The organism is Tsukamurella hominis (assembly GCF_965137015.1).
GTDB classification, from domain to species: domain Bacteria; phylum Actinomycetota; class Actinomycetes; order Mycobacteriales; family Mycobacteriaceae; genus Tsukamurella; species Tsukamurella hominis.
The window spans coordinates 63,786-87,923 of sequence record NZ_CBCRZG010000014.1 but is presented as its reverse complement, the minus strand read 5'-3'; the positions used below and the strand labels follow the sequence as shown (position 1 = coordinate 87,923).

The window sequence follows — 24,138 nt, the reverse complement described above, 5'->3', positions numbered from 1 at the left end:
ATGACTGCACGGCAATTCCCGTCGAACCTGAAGAGGATCCTCGAGCCGGCGAAGTCGAATGCGACGGTGGAGCTTCAGCCGCCGATCGAGCTGGATCAGAAGATCAAGATGCAGTGGGGCCGCCTGCTGATGCCCCTGATCATGATCGTGGGCATGGGCGGCATGATGGCCATGATGTTCGGCAGCGGCGGTCTGCGTTCGGGAGCCTCCGGCGGTGGCGGCATGAACATGTACGGGCTGATGTTCCCGCTCATGATGCTCGGATCGATGGGCTACATGTTCACCTCGAGTGGCGGGATCTTCGGCAACACCGCCGAGCTCAACAGCGACCGCGCGGGTTTCCTGCGCGGGCTGGGGAAGGCTCGCAAGACGGTCCGCGAGGGCGGGGAGGCGCAGTACGCGCACGCGGCGCATCGATTCCCGGCGCCGGAGACGCTCGACGGGATCATCGGCGGGCCGCGGCAGTGGGAGCGTTCTTCGCACGGTTCACCGGATGAGGGCGTGATCGTGCGCTACGGGCGTGGCCGGGTGCGCACCGACGTCGAGGTCACCCCGCCGAAGGCGGCGCCGAAGGACGACGGCTTCCTCGAGCAGGTCTCGACGATCAGCACGATGCGCTTCGTGAAGGCCCACTCGAGGATCACCGTGCCGATCGGAATCAATCTTTCTAAGATCCCTGCGCTCGGGCTACGAGGAGACCGGGCGGTGATCCGCGGGCTCACGCGGTCGATGATCGCGCAGGCGGTGACCTTCTACAGCCCCGACCGACTGTCGGTGATCAGCCTGGTCGACGATCCGGAAGACCCGGAATGGGCGTGGCTGAAGTGGCTTCCGCATCACCAGCACCCCACCGAGCTCGACGCGCTGGGACCCGCCCGGATGACCTATCGCACGCTGGCGGAGCTGCGCGCAGCCCTGCAGACGGAACTGGGGTCGCGCACCCAGTTCCACATGTCCTCCCGGAACACGGCCATGCCCGGCGCCGGCTCGAGCAACACGCTGGGTCAGCGTCACCTGCTGGTGGTGTGCGATACGGCCACCCCGTACGGAGTGGTCGACGCGCTCGACGGAGTCACCTGGCTCGAGCTCGGATCGACGGAGCAGACGCTGTCCGCGCGCAAGGGTGCGACGTTCATCGTCGACGAGGAACGCGAGCTGACTAAGCTGCTGTCCACGCCGGGTGCTGTTCCCTTGCACACGGGTGAGTTGGTGGACCAGCTGCCCGTCGAGGACGCGCGGGTGCTGGCGCGGTCGCTGGCGCACTGGAAGGCCGCTGGCGGCATCGTCTCCGCCACCACGTCTGGGGAGAAGGTCGACGAGGATCGGTCCTTCTCCGCTCTGATGGGCGTGCGGGACCTGGGGGATGTCGATCTGACTCAGAGGTGGGCGTTCCGGTCGATCACCAACAAGCAGCGCCTGCAGTTCCGGCTCGGCTATGAACGCCGCGGCGCCCCGTTCCTCTTGGACATCAAGGAGGATGGCGAGGACGGGATGGGGCCGCACGGCATGCTGATCGGCGCCACAGGCTCGGGCAAGTCGGAGACGCTGCGCACGCTCATCGCGTCGGCCGTGCTCGATCACTCCCCGGACGAGCTGAACCTGCTGCTGGTGGACTTCAAGGACGGGTCCGCGTTCGCGGGCCTGGACCGCAGCCTCAACCACATCGTCGCCGTGGTGACCAACATGGAGGAGGAGGCCGAGTTCCTCGATCGGTTCTACGACGTCCTCGACGGCGAACTCGACAAGCGTGGACGCATCCTGCGTGAATCGGGAGAGCGTACCCGCGGCGTCGGATTCCCCAACGTCAAGGAGTACGAACTCGCGCGCGAGGAGGGCGCCGACCTCGAGCCGCTGCCGGCACTGTTCATCGTCATCGACGAGTTCACGGAGCTGCTGACGCAGAAGAGTGAGTTCGCGGACCTGTTCGTGCGCATCGGCCGTCTCGGCCGCGCATACCGCATCTACATCCTCTTCGCGTCGCAGAAGATCGAAGAGGGCAAGATGAAGGGCCTGCAGTCGCACCTGTCCTACCGAATCGCGCTCAAGACCTTCTCCGCCCAGGACAGCCGCGACGTGATCGCCGATCCTGCCGCGTTCCACATCGAGAAGGGCGCCGCCGGTACGGGCTACCTGCGATACCTCACCCAGGACTTGGTCCAGTTCCGCGCGGCGTACACGGGCGGCAAGTACCGTCGTCCGATCAGCGCAGCAGTGGCGCCCGGACGTGAGGGGCGGCGCGAGAGCGCACCGACGGCGCCGGTGCCCTCCCGGTACATCAAGCCGCATGCGTTCACTGCGGGCGCGGTCGCGCTTCCCGACCCGGGTGAGGTCGAAGAGGAAGCGGTGGAAATTGCGCCCGAGCCGGAGAAGATTCATGCGCTCGCTGCGACGGAGTTCGAGAAGGTCGTCGAGCAGCTCTCCGGGAAGGGTCGCCCGGCGCGGCAGATGTGGCTGCCGCCGCTGAAGGTCTCGCTGACCCTGGACGAGTTCATCCCGGACTTCGACAAGGCCGTGCAGAATACGTCGCCGGCGACGCTCCAGGCGCCGGTGGCCCTGGCGGATTTCCCGCACGAGCACGCGCAGCGCCCCTACATGGTGGACCTGACCTCGGAGCACCTCGCCATCATCGGGGCGGGCCGAACAGGCAAGTCCACCGCCTGCCAGACGCTGATCGCCTCGCTGGCGCTCACTCACACCCCGGAGCAGCTGCAGATCTACGGGCTGGACTTCTCGCGTGGCGCGCTCGCTGCGATGACCGCCCTCCCGCACGTTGGATCAGTGGCACAGCGCAGTGACCGCGACCGGATCCGCGTGACGATGGGCGTGATGGACCAGATCCTGCGTCGCCGAGAGCGCCTGTTCCAGGAGTACGGAATCTCCTCCATGGAGGAGTACCGGCGCCGGCGCGCCGACTCGGTCGAGGGGCCCGAACTGGTGGCGAAGGATCCGCACGGCGACGTGGTGCTGGTGATCGACGGCTTCGACACCGGCATCGTCGAGAACGGGCCTCTGGGCGCGATGGAGCAGGCGACGGTCGCCGATATCGCGCGTGGCGGCCAGACCTTCGGGATTCACCTCGTGCTGACCGCGTCGCTGTGGAACTCCATTCGGCCACAGCAGGTCAAGGCCCTCATGGGCAACGCCATCGAGTTCCGGCTCTCCGAGCCTGTCGAGTCGGAGGTCAACCGCACGGTCGCCAAGGACATCCCGGTCACACTGCCGGGACGCTGCCAGGCCAAGCGCGTCGAGAAGCACATGATGATCGCCCTACCTCGAGTGGACGGTGTGAGCGACTACAACACCCTCAACGAGGGCATCGCCGACTTGGCGCAGCGGCTCGCAGCGCTCTACCCCGGCCGGCGGGCACCGTCGGCGGCAACTCTCCCGCCCCGGATCGACATGGCCGAGATCTTGACGACCCCGAGCTTGTGGACAGCCCCGGCGCCCGATGCGCCGCGGCACACCAAGCTCAGCGCCGTCCCGTTCGGACTGGCCGAGGCGACGATGAAGGCGGCTACATTCGACTTCGTCAATCAGCCGCACGCGTTCGCGTTCGGCGATCCCAAGTCGGGGCGATCGACGTGGCTGTCCGCGGTGATCAAGGGCATCTGCACGGTGCTGCCGACCGCCGACGAGGCGGTGTTCCTGACACTCGACTACCGGCGCGCCCACTACCAGGAGGTGCCTGCCGGGCAGGCCTCGGGCTACGCGACGAATCGGGAGACTGCCGACGCGATGTGCAAGGAGCTGGCTGACTACATCAAGGAGGAGCGTCGGCTGCCCGACCACGAGCTGTCGCTTGCGGAGCTGCACGCGCGATCGTGGTGGGACGGCCCGGACATCTTCGTCATCGTCGACGATTACCAGATGGTCGACGATCGGATCAGCCCGTACCCGTCACCGCTGCTGCACCTGACGGACTACATCGAAGACGGGTGGGCGCTGGGCGTTCACTTCATCATCGCTCGGAACATGGCTCAGGGCGCGTCTGCCCTGATCGGTCCGGTGATGAGCAAGATGACTGCAGCAACAGGTCTGATGCTGAGCGGTGACCGGATGGAGGGCCCGGTGATCGCCGGACACCGGCCCGAGCGGTTGATCGAGGGGCGCACGATGGTCGCTGACCTCGGCACCGGCACGGTGCAATGGGCTCAGATCGGATGGATGCCGACGATCGCGGACCGGGTAGGAGGGGCGACGTGACCCAATGTTTGCGCGTGATTAGATTGCGCCGATTCTCACAGGCGGTACTATCCAGACGTACATTTACCGAGCGTAATCGGGCGCAGTCCAGCGCCCCTGAGCGAAGAGGGAAAATATGACCGTTCCGTTCGTTCATGTCGAGCCGGACGTCCTGGCGCTGAGTTCGCTGCACGCGGCGGCCTCGGCAGCAACGACGTCCGCCGAGATCGCCACGGTGACTGGCGGCATCGCCGCGCCGGTCCCCTCGGGCTCCGACGCCGCGTCACTGCTGGCCACCGCGCAGTTCACCCAGCACGGGATGAACTTCCTGGGCGTGGGCATCGCCTCGCAGGTCGAACTCGGCGTCGCCGCTGGCGGGCTGGCGACCTCGGCCGCCGCCTACGAAATGACCGACTTCACCAACGCGGCGACCGCGTAGCGAGAGAGCTTCAGCACGATGGACTGGATGGCGCAGACCCCCGAGACGGCCTACATTCGGCTGAACGCGGGTGCTGGCGCGGCTCCGATGGAGGCCGCCAGCGTGGGCTACACAGCGATGGGGGCCCGTCTCGGGACTCTGGCTGCGGAACTCACCGGCCTCCTGTCCACGGTCGGCGCGGCTTGGCAGAGCGAGGCCGGCATGCAACTGCAGAAGGCCGGCCGTGACTACGTCACCTGGTGCGAGAGCACCGCCGTCCAGTGCGGCACGGTCGCCGGGCAGGCCCAGGCGCAGGCTGCCTCCTACCTTGCTACGGCGGCTGCGATCCCGCAGATGCCCGAGCTCGTGCAAAACCACGTCACTCACGCCACCCTGCAGGCGACGAATTTCCTCGGCGTGAACACAGTTCCCATCGGCGTCAACGAGGGGCAATACACGGAGATGTGGGGAAGGGCGGCGGCGTTGATGAGCGCGTTTTTTGCGCAGACCGTCGCGAACACGACCTTCGTTCCCTTCTTGCCGTCCCCTCCGATATTCCTCACGCCCGTCTCGCCCGGGCTGACGCCGAATCCGACAGCGGTTCCGCGGATCGCGGAAGCCGTCGCCAGGAATTTGCTTCTGGCGATCGATACTGCACGGTCAGAATTCGGCACGATGATGGGAATCGTCGGTCAGGCCACCTCGACGGCAGGCACCGCAGCGTCGATCGCGCAGATGGAAGCCAGGATGGACGGGGTCGTGGCCGCCGGCCGCGGATCCGAGACAGCCAAGGCGGCGGAGTACGACGCCCGTGCCGTCGGCCGGATCGGCATCGACCAAGTCGGCGAGACGCCTGGACAGGACACCCAGCAGGGGAGCCCGCAGGAACAGATCGCCCAGCAAGGATCAGGGCTGGTCTCGCAGGGCAGCTCTCTGGTGCAGGCACCGCTCAGTGCTGGTCAGGGGTTCATGCAGCTTCCGCAGCAACTGGCGCAGCCAGCACAGGGGCTGATGCAGCCCGTGACTCAGGCCGCCAGCAAGCTCTTCGAGGGCAAAGTCGGTGATAACTCAAACGGATCGCTCGACCACAACCTCGGCGGGGGCTTCTTCGGCACCAGCCCGATCTCCCCGACCCTGGGGCTACTGACGGGTGCGCGTGGCTTCGGCGACTACGGTGCCGTTCCCGCCGGCTCCCTCGGCACCATCAGCGGATCGTCGACGTTCGCCGGCAACGGCAGCTACGCGATGCCCAACGGGTGGAGTGGGCCGAGCTCAGGTAAGCCGTCCACCCCGACCGTCGGGGACGTCGTCGTCCCTTCGACAGCCTCGCCTGCGGGCGTCGGACCGATGGGTGCCGCTGGCGCCCGACCGGCCGAGGAGCACCGCAGCGGGCCCAGGGCGGACACCGGGGTGACTATCGTTCCGTCGGCAGCGCCGGCGAGCCTGCCCGGCAGCGAAGTGCAAGAAGTCTTCGAGGCGATCCCCGCCGTTGCGACCGCGACGAACAGCGATAACTCCGGCGGCTCCGAAAACAACGACGATGACGACAATAGGAATTTCGATGGCCTATTCGTCTAATTGTCTTCCCTGCGGCCGAGACCGCATCACATTCTTGTGCCCAGAATCGTTCGGGGCACACCTTCCGAATTACTGGAGGGGAAACAGGAACGGTGACCCGACCCCACCCTGAACGGGTCGGGGAATCCTCCTCCGCTGGAGCACAAGAAAGGAACATCCGGAAATGGCTCAGACTCAGTATTCTGCCGCGCAGCTCTCGACGGCAGCCACCACCTTCGAGGGCGATGTCGCCCAGGTCCGCACCAGCATGGTCGCGGTCGAGCAGGAGCTCACCGTCGCGATCGGCCTGGCCGGGCAGTTCGGCAACGCGCTCCGGTTCGCCAACGAGCGGTGGCAGCAGTCCTGCCGCTCCGCGAACCAGATGTTCGAGGAGGTCTCGCAGCACGTGCGGAGCGCCGGCATCAAGCTCGACGCCGCCGAGCAGGCCAACGCTGCCCAGGCCACCAAGATGCTGTCCCTGCTGCCCGGCTCGATGAAGTAAGAACCACCACCCCCCTCGAACGAAAGAGAACAGATCATGGGAAACCCCGCCGACGGGCAGACCGTCCACTACGACTACGCGAAGATGGAGACCAGCGCCGACACCGTCAAGGTGCAGGCCACCCGCCTCCACTCCGTCCTCGAGGATACGGTCCGACAGGCCGACATCCTCATGACGAGCTGGCTCGGTCAGGGCTCGGACGGCTTCAAGCTCACCAGCGCCAAGTACCACCAGATCGCCAACGACAACAACACCTGCCTCGAGGCCTGCGTCCAGTGCATCCGCGAGGCCGCGATGAACATGAAGGCCACCGACAAGAACGTCGGCGTCGGTATCACGCAGATCATCTAGGTCTGCGGTCGTGCACCACAACCGGAGTGTTCGCGTCGCTGGAAGTCAACAGGCGGTAAGCCGGTGACCTCCAGCGACGCGTTCCTCAGCTCCGCAGACATCTTCGGCGAGGCCGCAGCTACTGAGTTGATCTCGTCGGCCGACCTGACCGTCGACAGTGCCCTCTACCTGCGGCGGCTGGCCCAGATCGACCACTACCCGGACGTGCTCGCGCTGATGCCGAACATCTACGACGACGACGACCGGGCGCTCGTCGAAGCGCACCTGCGCGAACGTCTCCATGAAGCCGGCCTGATCGACGCCGAGGCCACACCACACCCCACGCTCGCGAGCTGGCTGCACGCCCTCTACCGGCCCGACGTGGAAGCGACCGCGCGGATCCGCCGCGGAGACAACATGCTCCGCCTCTCGCTGGTCCGCCGCGGAGACCTGCACATCCTCGCTACCCGGCTCGACGACTCCGTCCTGATCCAGCGCCTGCAGTCCTCGAGCCGCAGCTACACCAAGATCGTCGCCGACGCCCTCTGGGCCTTCCTCGGCGAGCGAGAACCGCTAACCATCGATCCCTTCCGCGCCTCGCTGGCCGCCTTCGACCACATCGCGCGCAACAACGCCCCCGGCGAGAGCGCCGAGGCCCTCCAGGCGATCGGCGCCACCCCGCGCACCGCCCGGGCACTCAACGCCGCCACCAGCCCCGACGCTCTGGAACAGACAGCCGAGATCGCCCTCGTCGAGCACCACGACTCCGGGCGCACCCGCTCCGGGCTCTCCGACGACGGCCACATCGGCATCAGCGTCGCAGCCACCACCGGCGCCGTCGGGGTGGGGGTGCTCGACAGCACCAACGGCCGACTCATCTCCACGCCCCGCCTCGGCGCGACCGGCGAACTCACCGTGACCTTCGGGTCCGGCACTCGGGAGCGGTTTGAACAGGGCATGGAGCAGCTGCTCGACTTCATCCCCGCCCAGTCCTGGTTCGACACCAGCCGCTGAAGGTCGCACGCCCACAGGGTCCGCGGGTCCCAGCCGAATCGCGTGCCCGACACGTGGCAAAGGGACTGGTGGAGTGGAGTGAAGATCAGGACGACGGACGTGGAGCTGCCGTCGGTGCGCTCGTACCGTCCTCGGCCGCGAACTTCTCGTGCGCGCGCTGGATCTCCTCCTGCACGCGCCGGAGCTGGTCATAGTCGTAGCGCATCGCGCCAGCGCCCGGGGGGATGCCCTGCGACGGCGTAACGGCGTCGGGGCCGGGTGCTGAAGTCGGCGCCACGGTGATCACGATGGCCGCCGCGACCGCTCCTACCAGGGCAGCTCCGACAACCCGGCGAGGTGACGTTGTCATGATCGCGGCGGTCCCCTTCGTTCTATGTGCGCAGCGTACGTGAGGTGGTCACCGTGCGTGGCGGCTACGCCGCGGCGGGTTCGGATCCTCGTCGTCGGGGGAGCCCTGGCCGTCTACCGCGTGCCGGGGCGTCTCGGCGATACGCCGCGGCGGGCGCGCCGGCTTCTCTGTCGGTGCCTGCTCGTTGGGAACGCTGCGGCCCAGCGGCTGGTCGAGCTCGGTGGCCATCCGGCGGCCTCCGTTGGCGGCCGCGTCGCTGCCCGCGCCGCGCGCAGAGCGGGTCAGGGCCGCACCGTCCTCAGTGGGGCTGGTGCGCTGGTCCTCGACGGCATCGACGTCGATGGCGCCGCGGCTCCCTCCGCCCGTGCGGGTGAGGTTCTGGCCGGGCAGCACAGGCGGATCGATGATCTCATCGGGCTCGAGCACGGGGCCGTCGAACTGAGGTGGAGCGCTGCGGGGGACCGGGTCGGCCGCGGGGTCTGCGGCCCGGTGCGCCGCAGGCTCGGCGGGGGCCGGATGGTGCGGACCTCGACCGAGCGGGGTGGCGTTCATCGGCCGCGCTGCTGCGGTGGTGGGGGCGGCATCGTCGTTCTGAGGGCGGGCGCTGCGGGTCACGTGGAACTCGATCTCCTCGGCAGGAGCTGGCGAACTCCAGACGTCGTCTGCGGTGGGCTGCTGCTCGGTCGGGGGCGCCGCCGGCATGGTGCGCGAGAGCGCGGGGGCCTGCTCGTCGTCTGCGAACGTGCGCGGGGTCTCCGGTGCCCGCTCGACGTCCGCGCCCGTCGCGGATGGCGTGAGGTCGGGACCGATCGGCGCGGTCGCCGCTGGAGCCGAAGGGGTTTCCTCGTTGGCGCCGAGAGGGGCGTCGTCTCCGGGGACGCTGGTGTGTTCCGGGCTGGCGTTAGCCAGGCGCCGCCGGCGTCGCGCTTCGATGATCCGGGCCAGGGCAGCCGCCCGGGGGTCGTCGGAGGCGGCAGGAGGCTGCTGCGCCGAATCGTCCTGCGCCGGGGTCGACGGTGCAGGGGGCGCTGCGGCAGCAGGAGTGACGTAGCGCGGGGGAATGGCACAGGCGGCCGCGGTGATGTAGCGAAGCTCATCGCGCGGGCGAGTGACCTTGAGCGCGAGCTCGGTGACGATGTCGGTCGTCAGCAGGAGCTGGTCGCTGGCCACCTGCTCAATGAGGATGTCCGGGTCGGTGGGAGGCGGAGGCGTCCCGGGCGCGCGGACGTTGATGACGGTGCCGGCAGAGGAGGGCGAGAGCTGCTGGGCGTGATCGAGCAGCACGATATCCGGTGTTCGGGCCTGCTCCGGTGAGGCGAACCAGAGCCGGTCCGGTTCGCCCACGAGTCGAGCGAACTCCTCCCATTCGCGGCGCTCCGCGGTCGAGATCTCGACCGTGGCGCCGACTGCCAGTGCGCGCAGGGTGATCTGCTGGACCAAGGGCCGGTCGGCGCGCAGATCGATCGTGAGGCGGGTCGGGCGGATCGGTGACTGATCGAAGAGCTGCAGTGCGACGAGCGCACCGGCGCGGTCGGCGCCGATGATCTGGCCGCCGGCTCCGAGAGGGATGTCGATGTCGTCGACCTCGGCGATGTCGACGGACGGGACGTCGAGCAGGGAGGTCCCACCGTGCGGAAGGGTCGCGAACAGGCCGGCGGCCTGCTCCCCGTTGAGCGCGGTCAGGTAGGGGACGGGCGGCTTGGTGTCATCGTCGCTGACGTAGCGCACGAAGGCGCTGGCCCGGATGCGCCCGCCAGCGGAAGTGGCGAGCCGGAGCACGATCGTGGTTCTGAGGGTGGGCCATGCCCACCACTGCGCGAGGTGTTCGGTGGAGATCTGGTCCGGCGAGGCCCAGTAGGTGGTCACGTGGTGCTCGGTGGTGTCGATCCGCGTCCAGCGTTCGTCGACCGCGGTGAGATCGGCGTCCTGGGTCAGCATCGCGGCTGCTGCATCCGCCTGCGTGGCGGTCAGGGGATAGGCCTGAGCGCCCGCGATCTGGAGCTGCTGAGCGAGCCGCTGCGCGGCGGTGGCCATGACGAACCAGGCGTGGACCTTGGCCGGGCCCCGCCGGGCGATCGCCGCCAGGTTTTGCTGGGGATCGAGCCGCAGAACCACCCACGTCAGCCGTTCCGACTGCAGGTCGCGGTCGGTACCGGCCTGCTGGGCGTGCAGGGTCACGTGCTGCGGGCCGCGGCGGTAGCGCCGGCCAGTGGAGACGATGTCGGCCTCGAGAGCGATGTCGTTCTGGTGCAGGGCCGCGCAGATGGTCTCGAGCTGGACGAGGTCGTTGGTCAGCGGGCTGGCGCTGTCGGTGACGACGCGCGGCTGAGCGAGATCGGATTCGAGCTGAACCATCGCGACGAGGCGGTCGCCTTCCCAGCGCACCGCGCAGGTCCCGGCGGGGGTGGTGAAGTCGATCCACCGTGAATGCTCTTGGGCATTGGTGGTTTCAGCGATTCGGCTGCGGCGGTGGCGGGTGTACGCGGCGGTGACCGCGATCCACTGTGAGGCCAGCCGGCCGCGGAAGGTGACGACGAAGGGGACCGCTACGACGAGCGCGATGAGTGCGAGCGCCCACCAGGGAAGGGTGCGGGAGAGCAGTGCTGCTCCGGAGGCCACGACGATCGCGTAAACGGCGAGATGCCCGGTGCGAGGGTCGAACCCGAGCCTGCGCGGCTTGCCGCGGTCTCGTGCTGCCTGGCTCCACTGGTCGTGCTGGTCGATCGAGGTGCTCACAGCTCCTCCTTGCGGTTCGGTGTGCGGCGGAGCCCGGCGCGCAGCAACAGCGCGACGATGGCGGCGGCGACAACTGCGCCGACGGCGATCGTGGCCGCGGTGCGGGGACGGGTGTCAGCGGGTGGGGGAGGATCGGCGATAGGCAACGTCTTCTCGCTGCGATCGCGGGGGGCGTCACCGTCAAGTGGGACGTTGTAGGTCAGCGCGGCGACCGGGTCGATGAGCCCGTGTCCGATGACGTTGTCGGGTGTCCGGGCGGGCGCCTGGGCGGTGCTGGTCAGGCGCGCGATGATCTGCTTGGCGGTCAACTGCGGGAACCTCGATCGCAGGAGCGCGGCGACTCCGGAGACGTACGCGGCGGCGTAGCTGGTTCCGGCGGCCGGCTCGAGTTGTCCTTGCGAGTTGCGGACGGCGTTGACGACGGTGTTCCCGTCGCGCGGATCGAGGGAGACGATGCCGGATCCGGGTGCTCCGAGGGTGACCCACGGGCCCTGCAGGCTGGCGTTGGTTGAGGGCTGCCCCTGCGGGGCGGTGAAGCCGACTGAGACGACGTACTTGTCGAACCAGGCTGGCGCGGAGATGGTCTTGACGCCGTTCCAGTTCCGCAGGTCCGTCGGGGTCTGGGGCGATGCGCCGGGATTCTGTTGGCAGGAGGTGGACCCCGTGGTTCCGCCGGCGTTGCCCGCTGCCGCGATGACGACGACGTCCTTGCGGACCGCCGCATACCAGATCGCGGCGCCCAGGGCGGATTGGTCGATCGGCTGGGCAGGATTGATGCAGCTGACGACGGAGATGTTGATGACGCCGCGGGGGACGAGGTCCGCTGCGTGGCGCACCGCCTTGGCGAGGTCGGCGATGTTGCCGGCTGTCTGGCTCTTGTTCGGGTCGTTCGTCGGGTTCGGGATGTTCTGCGAGAATTTGGCGCTCGACTGCCGGATCGAGTACAGGGTCGCCTCAGGTGCGACGCCGGCGAAGCCGTCGGTTGGTGCGGGGGCGGCGCCGATGATGCCCGCGACGAGAGTTCCGTGCGCGTCGCAGTCGGTCAGGCCGTCGCCGCCGGCCTGGACGTAGTCGCCGCCGGGGACGAGGCGGGGGAGGCGGCGCTGGGGTCGGACGCCGGTGTCGATGATGGCGACCTTCGCGCCGGCGCCGCGGGAGAAGCGCCACGCTTCCTGGATGGCCAGCGATGCTGAGGCGGGCGCCGGTTCCATGAGGTTGGAGTTGGGCATCACACCGGCTTCGCTGCAGGGCGATCCTTGGCGGGTCTCGTAGGTAGGTGCGGGGCGGGCGTCGTCGGGAACCTTGCTGTAGTCGATGTTCGGCGGCGTTACGGCTCCGGCGATGCCCGCGTTGCCGGGCACGGCAACGGAGCTGAGGGCCAATGAGCCAATGGCGATCAGGCGCGCGAGGGTCGCGAAGATCGGGCGGTTCGAGTCAGACCTCATCAAGGGAGGCACCTTCTTTCGGGTGTCGACCCAGGCCGGTTAGAAGAGGTTCCGGAGGTAGTTGAAGACGCCCATTTCCCAGAGCGCCAGCGGTACCGACGAGACGATCAGCAGGCTTTCGAGGCGCTCGATCCAGCGGCGCATCGGAGGATCGAGGCGGGTCTGGTCCTGGAGGTCCTCGGGAGCGGTGGCGCCGAGGAGCTCGGACTTGATGATGCCTGCGAGCGCGAGCCCGAGGAACGCTGCGGCGGTGATCCCGATGACGGTCAGCTGCACCGCCGGCCGCGGATATCCGGAGACTGCGATCGCGGCGACACCGACGGTGAGGACCATCGAGCTGAAGTACATCATCAGCGCCTGCGCGCGCCCGGTCATGGAACGACCTCGCAGAGCCAGCAGGAGCACGCAGACCACGGCAAGCGCGAACTCAATTCGGGCGTAGTACGTTCCGGGGCGGATCGAGGTCAGGACGCCGACGATCGTCGCGATTGCCGCGGCGAGGAGGACGCCGGTCAAGTACTTGCCGGCGTCTCGGGTCCGGCGCTCGGTGCTGCGGGTTGCGGCGGCCGCGTCGCGGACGCTGGACTCGCTCGGCCCGTCCGCCGGGTCGAACATCTCGAAGGCCTCGGAGAGGGTCTTTCCGGTCTCGAACTGCTCACCCGGGGCGGGCAGGTACGGGGGCTTGATCCGGGCCATCCGAGTGGAGAGCTTCGGGGCGTAGGCAAGAACAGTCAGCGAGACGACGACGAGGCCCGCGGGAATCGTCGGCGCGCCCAGCCCGGTGTAGGTGTACATCGCCGCGGTGATCGCGCACAGGATCGAGAACACGACGACCGCGGTGTGGGTGGCGATACCGACCGTGGTCAAGGTGCAAATGAGGAGGGAGGCCACCGCGACAGCGGTGAATCCGGCCAGGTAGTTCGCGGAGGTGAACTGTCCGGCGGCGTTGTCCGGCGCCGGGACCGCGAGTGCCGCGCCGACGAAGAGCAGGGGCAAGCTGACGACGGCCAGCGAGTAGCTCGTGAGGGTGCTCATCCAGCGCCGGTGTGCCACCAGCGCGGAGCCCCACGCGATCAGGCCCAGGGCGGCGGCGGGAATGGCGAACCAGAGCGCGCTGGGCGTGGAGAGCCAAGCCCGGATGAACAGCAGCGCCAGGGCGGGAGCTCCGGCCAGGAGCGCGCCGAACCCGAGGTAGCGGGCCGTGTGCCGGTTGAAGGGGCGGAAGAGGACGCGGGAGTACTCAGCGAGGGCATCGGTCAGCTCTTCGACGATCTGAACGAACCGCTCACTGGACTTGGCGACCGACAGCGTCAGCACGGCGCCGTCGAAGATCTCCGCCTCGTCGAGCGTGAGGTGCCGCGGGATGGCAGCAGGCTCACCGAGGGCGGCCAGCGACCATGCGCCGGGGCCGACGATCAGGAACGGGTCCGCAGGAGCTTCCTCGAGCCCGGTTACCGAGGGCTCCGGCGGGGCGCTATTGCTTGCGTACGTGGTGCGGAGGGTGTCGACCAGGTCGGTGATGAAGACGCGGATCGGGACGTTCGAGGGCGCCGTGGCGTCGATCTGCTGGTCGTTGACCAGGATGGTCACGCGGGTCAGCGGGGTGGACGCGCGCGCGGTCGCGGCCCGGGCGGCACCTGTGGGGTGCGCTGCGATAGCTGCCGCAGCGGTCGCGGGCACGGCTGCAGTAGCAGCTGCGCTCGCCCCAGCGGTCGCGGTGGTCTGCTCGGCCCTCGTCATCGCAGGCCTTCGTGGCGGTCGGCGGCGTAATGGTCCGCGACGCTTGCGGCGAGCTCGAGGAATGCGCGACGCGTCTTCGGTGCCAGCGACTCGAGACGGATCTGCGTCCCCTGGGCGATGTGCTCGTCGAACGGGACCTCGTGCACCTTGAGGTTCAGCTTCTCGAAGTACTGGCGGATCGCGTCGGGCTTGGCGTTGTCGTGGTCTTCCTTGGTGGTGTGGTTGATGACGATGATGGTGCGCTCGAGCAGGTGCTCGAAGTGATGATTGCGCAGCCACTTCACGGTCTTCTCGGCGGCGAGAGCCCCAGGCAACGTGGTCATGACCGGAATGATCACCGTGTTTGCCGTCTCAAGGACCGCCCGGGAAGCCTCGGTGAGCAGGTCCTTGCCGGTGTCGCTGATGGTGATGTTGAAGAACCGGTCGAGCTGGCGGAGGACGTCCGTGTGGTCGCCGTGGCTGTACTGGTCGGTCGAGTTGAGGTCGTACTGCGACCCGAGTACACGGAGGCCCTCCGGGGTGATGCCGGCGTACTTCTCGACATCGGCGCGGAACTTGATCTCCTCGTAGTTTTCCTTGAGCAGCAGCTTTCCGACGCCACCGTCGCCCTTGGCGGTGCGCTCGTCGATGTCGCCACCGTCGGAGGTGGCGTCGACGACCACCACATCGCCGCCGCGGATCTGGGCTTCGGTCAGGCCGAGGCCTGCGGCGATCACGCCGCGTCCAGCGCCGCCCTTACGGACGATGACGGCCACCTTGTAGTTGGTCAAGGTCGGCATCCGCCGGATGCTGGCGTACAGGCGCCGCTCCTCGATCTCGGCGGGCGACAGACCCAACGCGAAACCGGGGAAGCGGTTGAGGAAGGCGCGCCAGCCCACCGAGGAGAGCGCCGGCGCCACGCCCAACACGCCCAGCTGGTGGACGAGATCCGTGGAGACGCCCGCCTGCTGATTCTGTGCCACCTCGGTGCCGGGCACGTGGTGCTGCCCCGTGCCGTACTGCTGCCCAGCCCCGTACTGCTGCTGGTGCTGGGGCGGCACGTAGTACCCGTTCAACTGTGCCTGCGAGGGCTGACTGGGCGGCGCTTGCTGCTCGTGCTGCGGGACCTGGGGGACAGGCGCCGGTGCGGCCGCGGGATCCTGGCGGCCGATGAACGGCGGCTGCTGGAACTGCTGCTGCTGCTGATGCTGCGCCGGAACCGGAGGCAGCTGCGTGGTCTCCTGCTCCAGGGGGCCACCGAACGGCGAGGAAAACCGGCCGGACGGAGCGGGCGGTCGGAACTCGCCAGTACTGGGGGAGGGGCCCTGCACCGGTGTGGACTCGGGTCCTGCGGGCACAGGGAGCGAAGCCCCGGCGAGGGAGGCCGACGGATCCGCGGCGCTCGAAGCGGGCCTGCCTCGGCGCGGCTGGGCAGGTTCTCCGACGCTGCTCTGAGGCTGCTGTTCCTGGTAGTCAGTCACGATGATTCTGGTCCTTCAGCGCTCGATGTGTTCGATACGACCCGAGGCCCGGCCGGGGATCAGGTCGGCGACAGCTGGTCTTGCGCTGGAGCATAACGCAGGACCACCTACTAGCGGTCTTACGGAACGCGCTGCCGGTCCACGGACGGGCGTTCCATGGCTGTCCAGCGGGTTGTTTCGGCAGTCACGCGACGCTCACGGAAGGCCTTTGCGGGCACCTTCAATGGGCTGGTCCGAGCCCGCTTCGATAGGCTGCTCAGCAATAGGATTAGGATTAGGATCCCGATTAGGATGAACAAAACGAAGTTCACAATGAACGACCAGTAGTAGTGAACTAGGAACCAGGCGCGGAATAGTACAGACGTGTCTGAGGGGAGGGCGTCTTGGAATACGTGGCTGTACTCGCGGTCGTATCAGCCGCGTGTTGAGAACTTTGATCATGCGGCTTCGGCGCAGCTGATCAAGGTGTGCGCAGCTGACACCTATGTGGCGGATTCGGCTGTAGGATCACGGCCACGAGTTCCCCGCTGAGCCGGGCGGTGCGCCGCCGGTGCGCCGTCTCTGCTGGTCGGGATCGCGCTGGATCCGCGCCGAGGAACCGGCGTCCACCAGGAGAGGAGAAGGTCGTGGCTGACGACGAAGAGGGGCAGGGGTCGATATTCGATGCAGTCGAAGCTCGGCAGGTGGCCCCGAAGGTGCCACCCAAGATCACCCTCAACGCCCGGATTGAGGTCGACGTCAAGCGCCGGCTCGACAAGTACGTGAGGGTCAAGGGCGTCAAGATGGGGCCCCTCTTGTCCGACCTGATCGCCGAGTATCTGAGCTCCCGCGGGTTTTGATGCGCAATCTATTTGCGCGCAGCTCGGGAGGTCGACGAGGCTGGCTCGTCCGATATGCTGCCAAGGTGGCCCATCCGAATGCATCGTCTAACGCCGCCAAACGCGAGCCCCGTGTTGGGCGTAACGGTGGCGCAAATTATTCCGTCGGATACTTGCCTAATATTGTTTCAAAGGCCTTCTCTGATCAATTGAATTCTCTGATGAATTCCCATTACGTGACTGGGCGTGATGGCGTCGAGGAGCCGATGACTGTGCCCCCACTGGTGGGGTTGCTTGAAGCTCAATCGCAGGGAGAGGGCACGCTGATCTCGGTCGCCCATATGTACCGACTGAAGGAAGGCGCATCGGACCCGAGGTGGGATCTGGTCCTTGCGATCTGCGAGGTCTTCGATGTCCCGCCGAGCTACTTCAGCTCTCCGGTCCGATTGGACACCCCCGGATTCGCTCGCGAGCAGTTGGTAGGCGAGGTGTCGCACGTGGCAGTGCAGGAGGTGCCCGGTGATCAGACGCTCCTGCCGAACACCGTATCGGCGACCTTCGCAGCCCGCCTGATGGCGTTGCTCGAGGCCTACCGATCAGCTGACGGCTCGGCGCTGACGTTCGCGTCGCTCTTTCAGCGCGTGCAGAAGTACTCCGCGGAGGGATTCCCGGTTTCGAAGGCGCAGATGTACCGATTGCGCAAGGGAGACTCCATGCCTCGCTGGGGTCTCATCATGGAGATATGTCGCGTGTTCGACGTGTCGCCCGATTACTTCTCTCAAGGGTTGCTTTCTCACCAGTGAGAATGTAGTCTCTCGTTTCAAGAATTCAGTATTGAACGAGAGAAGGTGCTCAGCGCCATGACCCGAGTGATCGCCCGACTCCTCACAGGCGTCGTCGCCGTCGCGGCGGCCACCACACTGACGCAGATCCCGACCGCGTTCGCGGCAGGCGATACCTACGTTCGACCCGGTGACAAGATCGTCCAGGCGGACAAAGAGAACCGAGCCTTCTCCTGCACCGTCGGCGTGGTCGGCCGCAACAACGAGACCGGCCGCGACATCGCCATCACCTCGGGGCACTGCGACACCAACTCCGGCAATCCGGTCTACGCAGCCAACGGATCCAGGATCGGCCGCTACGTCCTGTCCTCTCGCGAAGAGACCACCGTCATGCTCCAGGCCGGCGCCGCCGGCTTCGCGATCATCGAGCTCGACCCGTCCGTGCGCGCCACCGCCGTGACCCCGAAGCTCGGGAACCTGGTCGGCCGTGGAGAAGCGGGCGAGGGAGACCAGCTCTGTCACTCCGGCATCACGACCGGCTTCAGCTGCGGCAAGGTGGTCGCCGCGCAGACCACAGCGCTCACCGTTGCCATGCCCTCACGCCCAGGCGATTCCGGCGGACCGGTGATCGCCTACGTGCGCGACGGCTGGACCGCGGGCGAATACAACCTCGTCGGCATCAACCAGGGCAGCGTCAACAAGACAGGCCAGGCAATCGTCGAACCCCTATCGACGCTGATCGCGTCGATCAACGCCTCGCACTACAGCGAGGACTGGAAGTGGTACACGAACCCTGCCTGAGCGGGCCGCGCTGTGCGTCGGCTGACGGTTCCGCCTGCGTCAGTTACCCACACCGTGCAAATAAAACGTGCTAATACTGCGAGCAACCGCTGTGGAGGGCGTCGCCCCCCATGATGAGGAGGTGGCGCGCACAGTGATCCGAGGATTCGATGGTTCCCGACTGCGTCGTGCCCGAACGGCCCTGCGCCTCTCCATCCCGGAAGTCGCACGGGAAGGCGGTATCAGCCCGTCAACGCTCCGGCGTTGGGAGAGCGGCGCGAGCACCCCGCAGGTGGACACCCTCGCAGCGGTGATGGCTGTGCTCAGCACCCCGATCGCCGAGGTCGTACGCGTCCCGCCGGACGAACGGCTCATCAGCGACTGGCGGACTCTCGCCGGACTCCTGCAGGTCGACCTCGCTCGCGAGCTCGAGGTCAAGGAGCACGTCGTCAACGACCTCGAGCGCGGACTCCTGAGGAACCTGCCCGACGATCTCGCGCGCTCCCTCGGGCACGTACTGGGCATCACCCACGCCGAGGTCATGCGCGCCTGGCGCCGCGGCCGTGAGCGCCCCGCCGCTGCCAGCAAGGTCGAGAAGGGTCGGTAGCGCGTCAGCAAAACCCCACACGGGCGGTGATGCTGGCACAATCCAGCCAGCCGACACCCGAAGGAGGATCGCGCTCGCCGCCCGATAGCGGACTCAGGGCGCGAAAAGAGCTGATGAGCAACCCAATCCAACCGATCTTGAATGTCACCTCGACAGGCGACAAGATCGTCATGTACGCCTGCTCCCAGCAGGGCCAGCCCTACGTGTGGGGCGCAGGCACCTTCACTGGCCCCTCCGCCGGACTGCCTGGCGAACCGGGGATCGGGTTCGACTGCAGTGGCCTCGTCCGGTTCGCGGTCTACCAGGGCTCGGGCGGGCGAATTCAGATGCCGCGCACCACCTACGACCAGATCAACGTCGGCGCCGCGGTGGCCAGCTTGGAGCAGGCCATCGCCGGCGATCTGATCTTCTGCAACTTCAGCGCCCCGGGCGTTCCCGAGCACGTTCAGATCTACATGGGAGGAGGCCGCGTCGTCGAAGCCCCGCAGCGCGGCGACGTCGTGAAGATCTCCTCCGTTGGCGCCGGCGAGATGACCATCCGCCGTGTCTTCTGACCTGCCCCTGCGCCACCGTCATCGACGGCTCGTCGCACTACTGGCGCTCGGCGCGCTCGTCTGCGGAGGATGCGCGGCAAATCCACCTGCGCCTGGTGTTAGCACTGACCGGGTCGGCCGCCCGTCGTTGTCGACTGTTCCCGGCCCGGTCTACCCGCTCAACAGTCGATACACCGTCGAGATCGAACCGGGGGACGATCACCAGCAGGTCGTGCAGCTCATCGATCGTGCTACCCGGACGATCGCCGTCGCCCTCGCGGGCCTCGGCGATCCGCGGGTGACCACCGCCCTCATCCGCGCGCACGAACGCGGCGTCGAGGTGTCCGTTGCCCTTCCTCGCGGACTGCACCCGTCTCCCTCCGCTCGCGCACTCGCCGATGCGAACATCACGATCGGTACCGCGGCCCCAGGCATGTCGGCCCTCTCCGTCGACGGCGACATCGCCGCGGTCGCCACCGCAGGTCTGCCGGATCTCGCCGACGGCCCGGCTCGACGCGCTGCGATCGTCTACACCCGCAACGCCACGCAGATCGACGCGGTTAACACGTTCATGACCACGGCGCGCGTGACGGAATCTGAAGGCCTCGTGCAAGGTGTCAAGGCGATTCCCGCAGCTGCCCGGATCATCGCCGCGGCCCGCGGCGACCTCGTCGTCGAGACGGGATCGCTGACAAACAGCGAGATCACCCAGGCGATCACGTCGGCGGCTCAGCGCGGCGTGCCGTGCCGGGTGGTCACCAACCGCCCGGGAGCAGGCAACCAGCTCGATGCACTCGTGCGTGCGGGATGCCGCGTGCGGGTGCATGAGAACGCCGCCATCGCGCTCAACGTCATCACCACCGACGCCGGGGTAGCGGTTGGGTCCGCATCGTTCGACGAGAGCCCCGGCGAAGGGATGCAGCTGCTGAGCTTGCCGCCCGATCCACGGACAGTGGACGGCTACGATGACCTGCGCACCACGCCGTGGGCGGACTTCGCGCAAGGCGCAACCTGGCCGGGCAGCCGCTGAAGCAAGTCGCAACGAGAACGGATGGCCTCCAATGGCACGTAAAGTGACCGTGACGCTGGTCGACGACACTGACGAGAGCAAGACCGCCGCCGAGACGCTCGAATTCGGACTGGACGGGGTTAGCTACGAAATCGACCTGAGCGAGGAAAATGCTCGCCGCCTCCGAGGCGCCCTCGAGCGCTACGTCTCCGCCGCTCGCCCGACGCCCGGCCCGGCCCGAGCCCGTCGCCCCAAGCCGCAGACAGCACCCACTCGGACGGGGACGATTCGCTCGGATGGCCAGCCGCAAGCAGTCATTCGCGCCTGGGCCCGCCGAGAGGGCATGGAGGTCAACGACCGCGGGCGCCTGAGCGCCGAGGTCGTGGCAGCGTTCCACGAAGCACATCGCTGACAACCTCGCACAAATATCGAACACCTCGTTCTCATGGGTGAGAAGCGGAACTGCGTCTCAAAAGACCACATAAACGTGATCTGAATTATCATCAGCGATATGCGAGCAGAACGCGTTGGAGTCGGGCACCAACGGCTTCACCCTGCACGCATCGCGGGCGATTCGGAAGCCGCGCCTCTTGTCGACGACGCGGGGCAGTGCCCGCGTCGCCGAGTCTCCCGCGTGAGTCCCCTCCCGCCGCGACGGCATCCCTTGCCGCTCGTGGCCGCCGGAGGAATCCATCACCGAACGGAGATCCCATGGCAACCCGCCTGACCCCACTGCGCGCTCTCGTCGCGACCGCCGCGGTGGTGCTCGCCACCGCAGCACCCGCGGCCGCGGATCCGTCGTCCGCACCCGCGTGTGCACCCGACCGCCCGTGCGCCTCCGATCCGAACTGCCCGGAAGTGGCGATCGCCCTGCCGGCCGGACCGCACGCTCAGAGCGGCGGCCCGAGCACGTCGCAGTGCGTGAACCGCACCGTCGCCCCGAAGGCCACCGTCACCGAGATCGCCGGTTCATACCGGCTGCCGTAGCCCCCCCCACACCGTCGCTCGAAAGCCGCTTGCCATGAGCTACCTCCTCGTCAACACAATCACCGCCGCCGGAACGGTCACCGTGTCCGCGGACCGACTGAGCGAGCACTTCGCGCTCGCGCCGGTCGTCATCGACACCGGCCACGGCCAGGTCCTGAGCACCGACGCCTGGACGCTGATCCACCTGGCCAGCGGCCTGCCGTTCATGCGCCTGACCCAGCACCAGCACGGCGAAACAGCCTGCCTCGATCGCACTGCGGTGGTTCGGTTCGCGCAGTGGCTCGAGACCATCAACGGCTGGGCCACGGTCGACACCGTCCACGGGTTCACCGGGATCGAAATGAACGATCGCCAGCTCGAACTCTTCCGCGCGGTGCTCGCCAACCCGAACACCGCGCACGCGCGCATCGACGAGTACGAGGCCGCCGCGACCCCGTTGCGGCCCTCCGCGCCGGAGCCAACCATCATGCACATTTCCAGAACCGACCGCCTGCGCCGGCGCGGAGTCCCCGATCCACGGCTCCAGTTCGTCCCCCCGCTCCGGTCGGCGGGCCGATGGTGAACCTTCGGTCCCGCCGCGGGCGCCGCGGCGCAGCTGCCGCGATCGCCCTCGCAGCGCTCGCGGTCGGCGGCGGAGTCCAGAATGTCGATGACCTGGCGCCGACTAAGGAGGTGTCGCTGTGATCCGGCGCGAGGTGATCGGAGTCGTGGCGGCTGCTGCCGCGGTCGCGGTGGGGGTGTCCGGCTGCTCGTTGGTGCCGGGTAGTGGCGGCGCGGTGCTGGCCGCGCCGGCATCGGGGACTGCCACGACTGGAGCTCATCGCGGTGGCGCGGTTGGTGGTGCGCTGGCGGCGTTGGAGCAGTTGCCGGTCAAGGGCCGTGCGCCGAAGACCGGGTACGCGCGTAGCCAGTTCGGTGTCGCGTGGACCGATGCGAACACCGCGTTATGGGGCGGCGACTCGTTGAGCACCCGTGAGAACATCCTGTCGCGGGACTTGACCAACATCACCTGCAAGACCCGCTCGGCGCGGGTCTCGCCGCCGTGCGCGGTGCAGTCGGGCGTGCTCCATGATCCGTATACTGGGGCGACCTTGAATTTCGTTCGCGGAGAGAAGACTTCGCCACTCGTTCCTGTTGATCACGTCGTGGCGCTTGGCGAAAGTTGGCAGAAGGGCGCGCAGCAGCTCTCGGTTGATGAGCGCGTCAATCTGGCAAACGATCCACTGAACCTCATCGCGACGACGCAGGCTCCGAACACCGCGAAGAGCGACTCGGATGCCGCGTCGTGGCTGCCGCCGAACAAGGCCTTCCGATGCACGTATGTCGCTCGCCAGGTGGCCGTCAAGGCTCGGTATCGGCTGTGGGTGACGCAGGCGGAGAAGGACGCGATCAAGGCCGTCTTGGCCAAGTGCCCCGGTCAGGCGTTGCCGTCCAACGCCGAGGCGGCCAGCCGTGTTGCGTGAGCATGCGGTGGGCCCTCGCCCGCGTGGGCCTGCGCTGAACCCCAAGCTCTCACCTGAACCATCCGAGCAAGCAGGCAAACGATCCGAGAGGGCAGTGAGATGACCAAGACCTACTGGCGGATCCCCGCGACAGCGGGAGCGATCGGGCTGTGTGCTCTGCTTTTGACCGCCTGCGACCAGGGTGAGCTGGCGAACAATCAGGTGCCCTCGACGACGTTCGCGACGATCACCGCCACGCCTCCTGACACCGTCGTGCCGGTGACGCCGCAACGGCCCGTCCCGCCGCCCGCGACCGGCACCACCCTGCCGCCTGTCCCACAAGGTGCGCCCCCGCCCGGCGCCGACGGCCTCCCGCCTCTGCCGCCGCCGGGCGCCCCCGCGCCGGGCCCAGACGGGCAGCCCCCGTCGTCGACCGCACGCGCTCGCTGAAGGGGCTCGGCGAGATGCGGACGTGCTGGTGGCGACGGACGGTAGCGATCGGGATGGTGCCGTTGACGCTCGCGGCAACCCAGGCCCACCCCGAGCCGCGCGCTGACCTCCGCGCTCCCGCCGCCGAGGCGCTGAGGCTGCCGGTCGGTGACGGCCGCTGGAGCACGACTGGCCCCCGAAAGGGCTGGGTCTACGTCTGTCCCCGCTACGGCTCCGCCATGCGCACTGCGCACCGCCCCTCCGAGACCACACGAGCGCGGCAGCCCTGGTTCAGCGCCGACGGGCAGTGGTACTTTCCTGGCCGCAAACCCGTCGTCACCGGCGATGAGCACCACCACGACGCCAGCCTCACCGTCCACAACCACGGAAACACCCTGACCGTCACCACCGCGAGCCTGCCCCTCGAGCACGGAACCGGCATCTTCCCGATCGGTGCAACCGACATCGCCTACCAGTACGACCGCAACCCCAACACCATCCGCGCCGTCGATCTGACCTTCCAGCTCCAGGACCAACCGGCCGCAGCGCCGCGGTGCGTGACAAACCAGGTCGGTGTCATGCTGACCGGCCCACTCCTGCTCTCCGCGCTCGATGCCGCAGGCCGCGACGCAGGCGCATGGGAAGTCCAGGACAGGTGCGCCGGGCACCCCGAAGCCCAAGGCACGTACCACTATCACACCGCGAGTGCATGCGGAACCAACAACGAGCCGGCCACCGAGATCATCGGCTGGGCCCTCGACGGGAACCCGATCACCGGAGCCCGAACGCGGTCCGGAAGACAGCTGATGACCGCGGATCTGGACGAGTGTCATGGCACGACAGGGCTCGTGCGCACCACCGCCGGAATGCGGGAGCGGTACCACTACGTGATGACCGCCGACTACCCCTACAGCGTCGGATGTTTCCGAGGCACCCCGGCGAGACCGACCGAGGGCGGAAGATCGGAACCATGAATCGCATCAGACAGATCCGCGGCTCTGCCGGACCCGATTTGAAG

At 67.8% G+C, this 24,138-nt stretch carries 23 protein-coding genes; 18 read left to right on the top strand and 5 right to left on the bottom strand.

Annotated features, from left to right (window positions below):
* From eccCa to ACM9LD_RS17125, 6 genes are all read left to right on the top strand, one after another.
* A complete protein-coding gene (eccCa, locus tag ACM9LD_RS17150) occupies positions 1-4,203 on the top strand; it encodes a type VII secretion protein EccCa (RefSeq protein ID WP_415677778.1) in 4,203 nt (1,400 codons plus the stop codon).
* 115 nt (positions 4,204-4,318) lie between these two features.
* A complete protein-coding gene (locus ACM9LD_RS17145; RefSeq protein WP_415677777.1) occupies positions 4,319-4,621 on the top strand; it encodes a PE domain-containing protein in 303 nt (100 codons plus the stop codon).
* A gap of 27 nt (positions 4,622-4,648) precedes the next feature.
* Complete coding sequence (locus ACM9LD_RS17140; protein WP_415677776.1) at positions 4,649-6,178, top strand: PPE family protein; 1,530 nt, start codon at positions 4,649-4,651, stop codon at positions 6,176-6,178.
* 163 nt (positions 6,179-6,341) lie between these two features.
* Positions 6,342-6,659 (top strand): hypothetical protein, encoded by a 318-nt coding sequence (locus ACM9LD_RS17135; RefSeq protein ID WP_415677775.1) that lies wholly within the window; start codon positions 6,342-6,344, stop codon positions 6,657-6,659.
* A gap of 36 nt (positions 6,660-6,695) precedes the next feature.
* Positions 6,696-7,010: a WXG100 family type VII secretion target gene (locus ACM9LD_RS17130; RefSeq protein ID WP_415677774.1), complete on the top strand. Its 315-nt coding sequence runs from the start codon at positions 6,696-6,698 to the stop codon at positions 7,008-7,010.
* A gap of 63 nt (positions 7,011-7,073) precedes the next feature.
* The gene (locus ACM9LD_RS17125; RefSeq protein ID WP_415677773.1) at positions 7,074-8,003 is read left to right on the top strand and encodes an ESX secretion-associated protein EspG; all 930 of its coding nucleotides are present in this window, start codon (positions 7,074-7,076) and stop codon (positions 8,001-8,003) included.
* A gap of 85 nt (positions 8,004-8,088) precedes the next feature.
* On the opposite strand, the gene ACM9LD_RS17120 is transcribed toward ACM9LD_RS17125, so the two are convergent.
* The 5 genes from ACM9LD_RS17120 to ACM9LD_RS17100 all read right to left on the bottom strand — a co-directional run bounded on the left by ACM9LD_RS17120 (position 8,089) and on the right by ACM9LD_RS17100 (position 15,610).
* Positions 8,089-8,280, bottom strand: a complete 192-nt coding sequence (locus tag ACM9LD_RS17120; RefSeq protein ID WP_415677772.1) for a hypothetical protein — start codon at positions 8,278-8,280, stop codon at positions 8,089-8,091.
* A gap of 120 nt (positions 8,281-8,400) precedes the next feature.
* The gene (gene eccE, locus ACM9LD_RS17115) at positions 8,401-11,088 is read right to left on the bottom strand and encodes a type VII secretion protein EccE (RefSeq protein WP_415677771.1); all 2,688 of its coding nucleotides are present in this window, start codon (positions 11,086-11,088) and stop codon (positions 8,401-8,403) included.
* Positions 11,085-12,533 (bottom strand): type VII secretion-associated serine protease mycosin, encoded by a 1,449-nt coding sequence (gene mycP / locus ACM9LD_RS17110; RefSeq protein ID WP_415677770.1) that lies wholly within the window; start codon positions 12,531-12,533, stop codon positions 11,085-11,087. The genes eccE and mycP overlap by 4 nt, the downstream gene beginning before the upstream one ends.
* 39 nt (positions 12,534-12,572) lie before the next feature.
* A complete protein-coding gene (gene eccD / locus ACM9LD_RS17105) occupies positions 12,573-14,273 on the bottom strand; it encodes a type VII secretion integral membrane protein EccD (RefSeq protein WP_415677769.1) in 1,701 nt (566 codons plus the stop codon).
* Positions 14,270-15,610, bottom strand: coding sequence for a MinD/ParA family ATP-binding protein (locus tag ACM9LD_RS17100; RefSeq protein ID WP_415677768.1), 1,341 nt, complete (start codon positions 15,608-15,610; stop codon positions 14,270-14,272). Before ACM9LD_RS17100 ends, eccD begins: the two co-directional genes overlap by 4 nt.
* 749 nt (positions 15,611-16,359) lie before the next feature.
* Here ACM9LD_RS17100 and ACM9LD_RS17095 point away from each other — a divergent pair.
* The 12 genes from ACM9LD_RS17095 (at position 16,360) to ACM9LD_RS17040 (ending at position 24,094) form a co-directional block, all read left to right on the top strand.
* Positions 16,360-16,572 carry a hypothetical protein gene (locus tag ACM9LD_RS17095; protein WP_415677767.1) on the top strand — a complete coding sequence of 71 codons (213 nt, stop codon included), beginning with the start codon at positions 16,360-16,362 and terminating at the stop codon, positions 16,570-16,572.
* A 65-nt stretch (positions 16,573-16,637) separates the two neighbouring features.
* On the top strand, positions 16,638-17,354 hold the full coding sequence (locus ACM9LD_RS17090; RefSeq protein ID WP_415677766.1) for a helix-turn-helix domain-containing protein: 717 nt from the start codon (positions 16,638-16,640) through the stop codon (positions 17,352-17,354).
* A 45-nt stretch (positions 17,355-17,399) separates the two neighbouring features.
* Positions 17,400-18,134 carry a chymotrypsin family serine protease gene (locus ACM9LD_RS17085; protein WP_415677765.1) on the top strand — a complete coding sequence of 245 codons (735 nt, stop codon included), beginning with the start codon at positions 17,400-17,402 and terminating at the stop codon, positions 18,132-18,134.
* A gap of 67 nt (positions 18,135-18,201) precedes the next feature.
* Positions 18,202-18,720, top strand: coding sequence for a helix-turn-helix domain-containing protein (locus ACM9LD_RS17080; protein WP_415677764.1), 519 nt, complete (start codon positions 18,202-18,204; stop codon positions 18,718-18,720).
* A 113-nt stretch (positions 18,721-18,833) separates the two neighbouring features.
* Positions 18,834-19,274: a C40 family peptidase gene (locus ACM9LD_RS17075; protein ID WP_415677763.1), complete on the top strand. Its 441-nt coding sequence runs from the start codon at positions 18,834-18,836 to the stop codon at positions 19,272-19,274.
* Positions 19,264-20,283 carry a phospholipase D-like domain-containing protein gene (locus tag ACM9LD_RS17070; protein ID WP_415677762.1) on the top strand — a complete coding sequence of 340 codons (1,020 nt, stop codon included), beginning with the start codon at positions 19,264-19,266 and terminating at the stop codon, positions 20,281-20,283. Before ACM9LD_RS17075 ends, ACM9LD_RS17070 begins: the two co-directional genes overlap by 11 nt.
* Before the next feature lie 31 nt (positions 20,284-20,314).
* Positions 20,315-20,674, top strand: a complete 360-nt coding sequence (locus ACM9LD_RS17065) for a histone-like nucleoid-structuring protein Lsr2 (protein WP_415677761.1) — start codon at positions 20,315-20,317, stop codon at positions 20,672-20,674.
* A 299-nt stretch (positions 20,675-20,973) separates the two neighbouring features.
* Positions 20,974-21,249, top strand: coding sequence for a hypothetical protein (locus ACM9LD_RS17060; RefSeq protein ID WP_415677760.1), 276 nt, complete (start codon positions 20,974-20,976; stop codon positions 21,247-21,249).
* A 34-nt stretch (positions 21,250-21,283) separates the two neighbouring features.
* The gene (locus ACM9LD_RS17055) at positions 21,284-21,811 is read left to right on the top strand and encodes a hypothetical protein (RefSeq protein ID WP_415677759.1); all 528 of its coding nucleotides are present in this window, start codon (positions 21,284-21,286) and stop codon (positions 21,809-21,811) included.
* Between the two features lie 118 nt (positions 21,812-21,929).
* Positions 21,930-22,712: an HNH endonuclease family protein gene (locus tag ACM9LD_RS17050; protein WP_415677758.1), complete on the top strand. Its 783-nt coding sequence runs from the start codon at positions 21,930-21,932 to the stop codon at positions 22,710-22,712.
* Positions 22,713-22,811: 99 nt separating this feature from the next.
* Positions 22,812-23,141, top strand: a complete 330-nt coding sequence (locus ACM9LD_RS17045) for a hypothetical protein (protein ID WP_415677757.1) — start codon at positions 22,812-22,814, stop codon at positions 23,139-23,141.
* Positions 23,142-23,194: 53 nt separating this feature from the next.
* Positions 23,195-24,094, top strand: coding sequence for a YHYH protein (locus ACM9LD_RS17040; RefSeq protein ID WP_415677756.1), 900 nt, complete (start codon positions 23,195-23,197; stop codon positions 24,092-24,094).
* Positions 24,095-24,138: the final 44 nt, after the last annotated feature.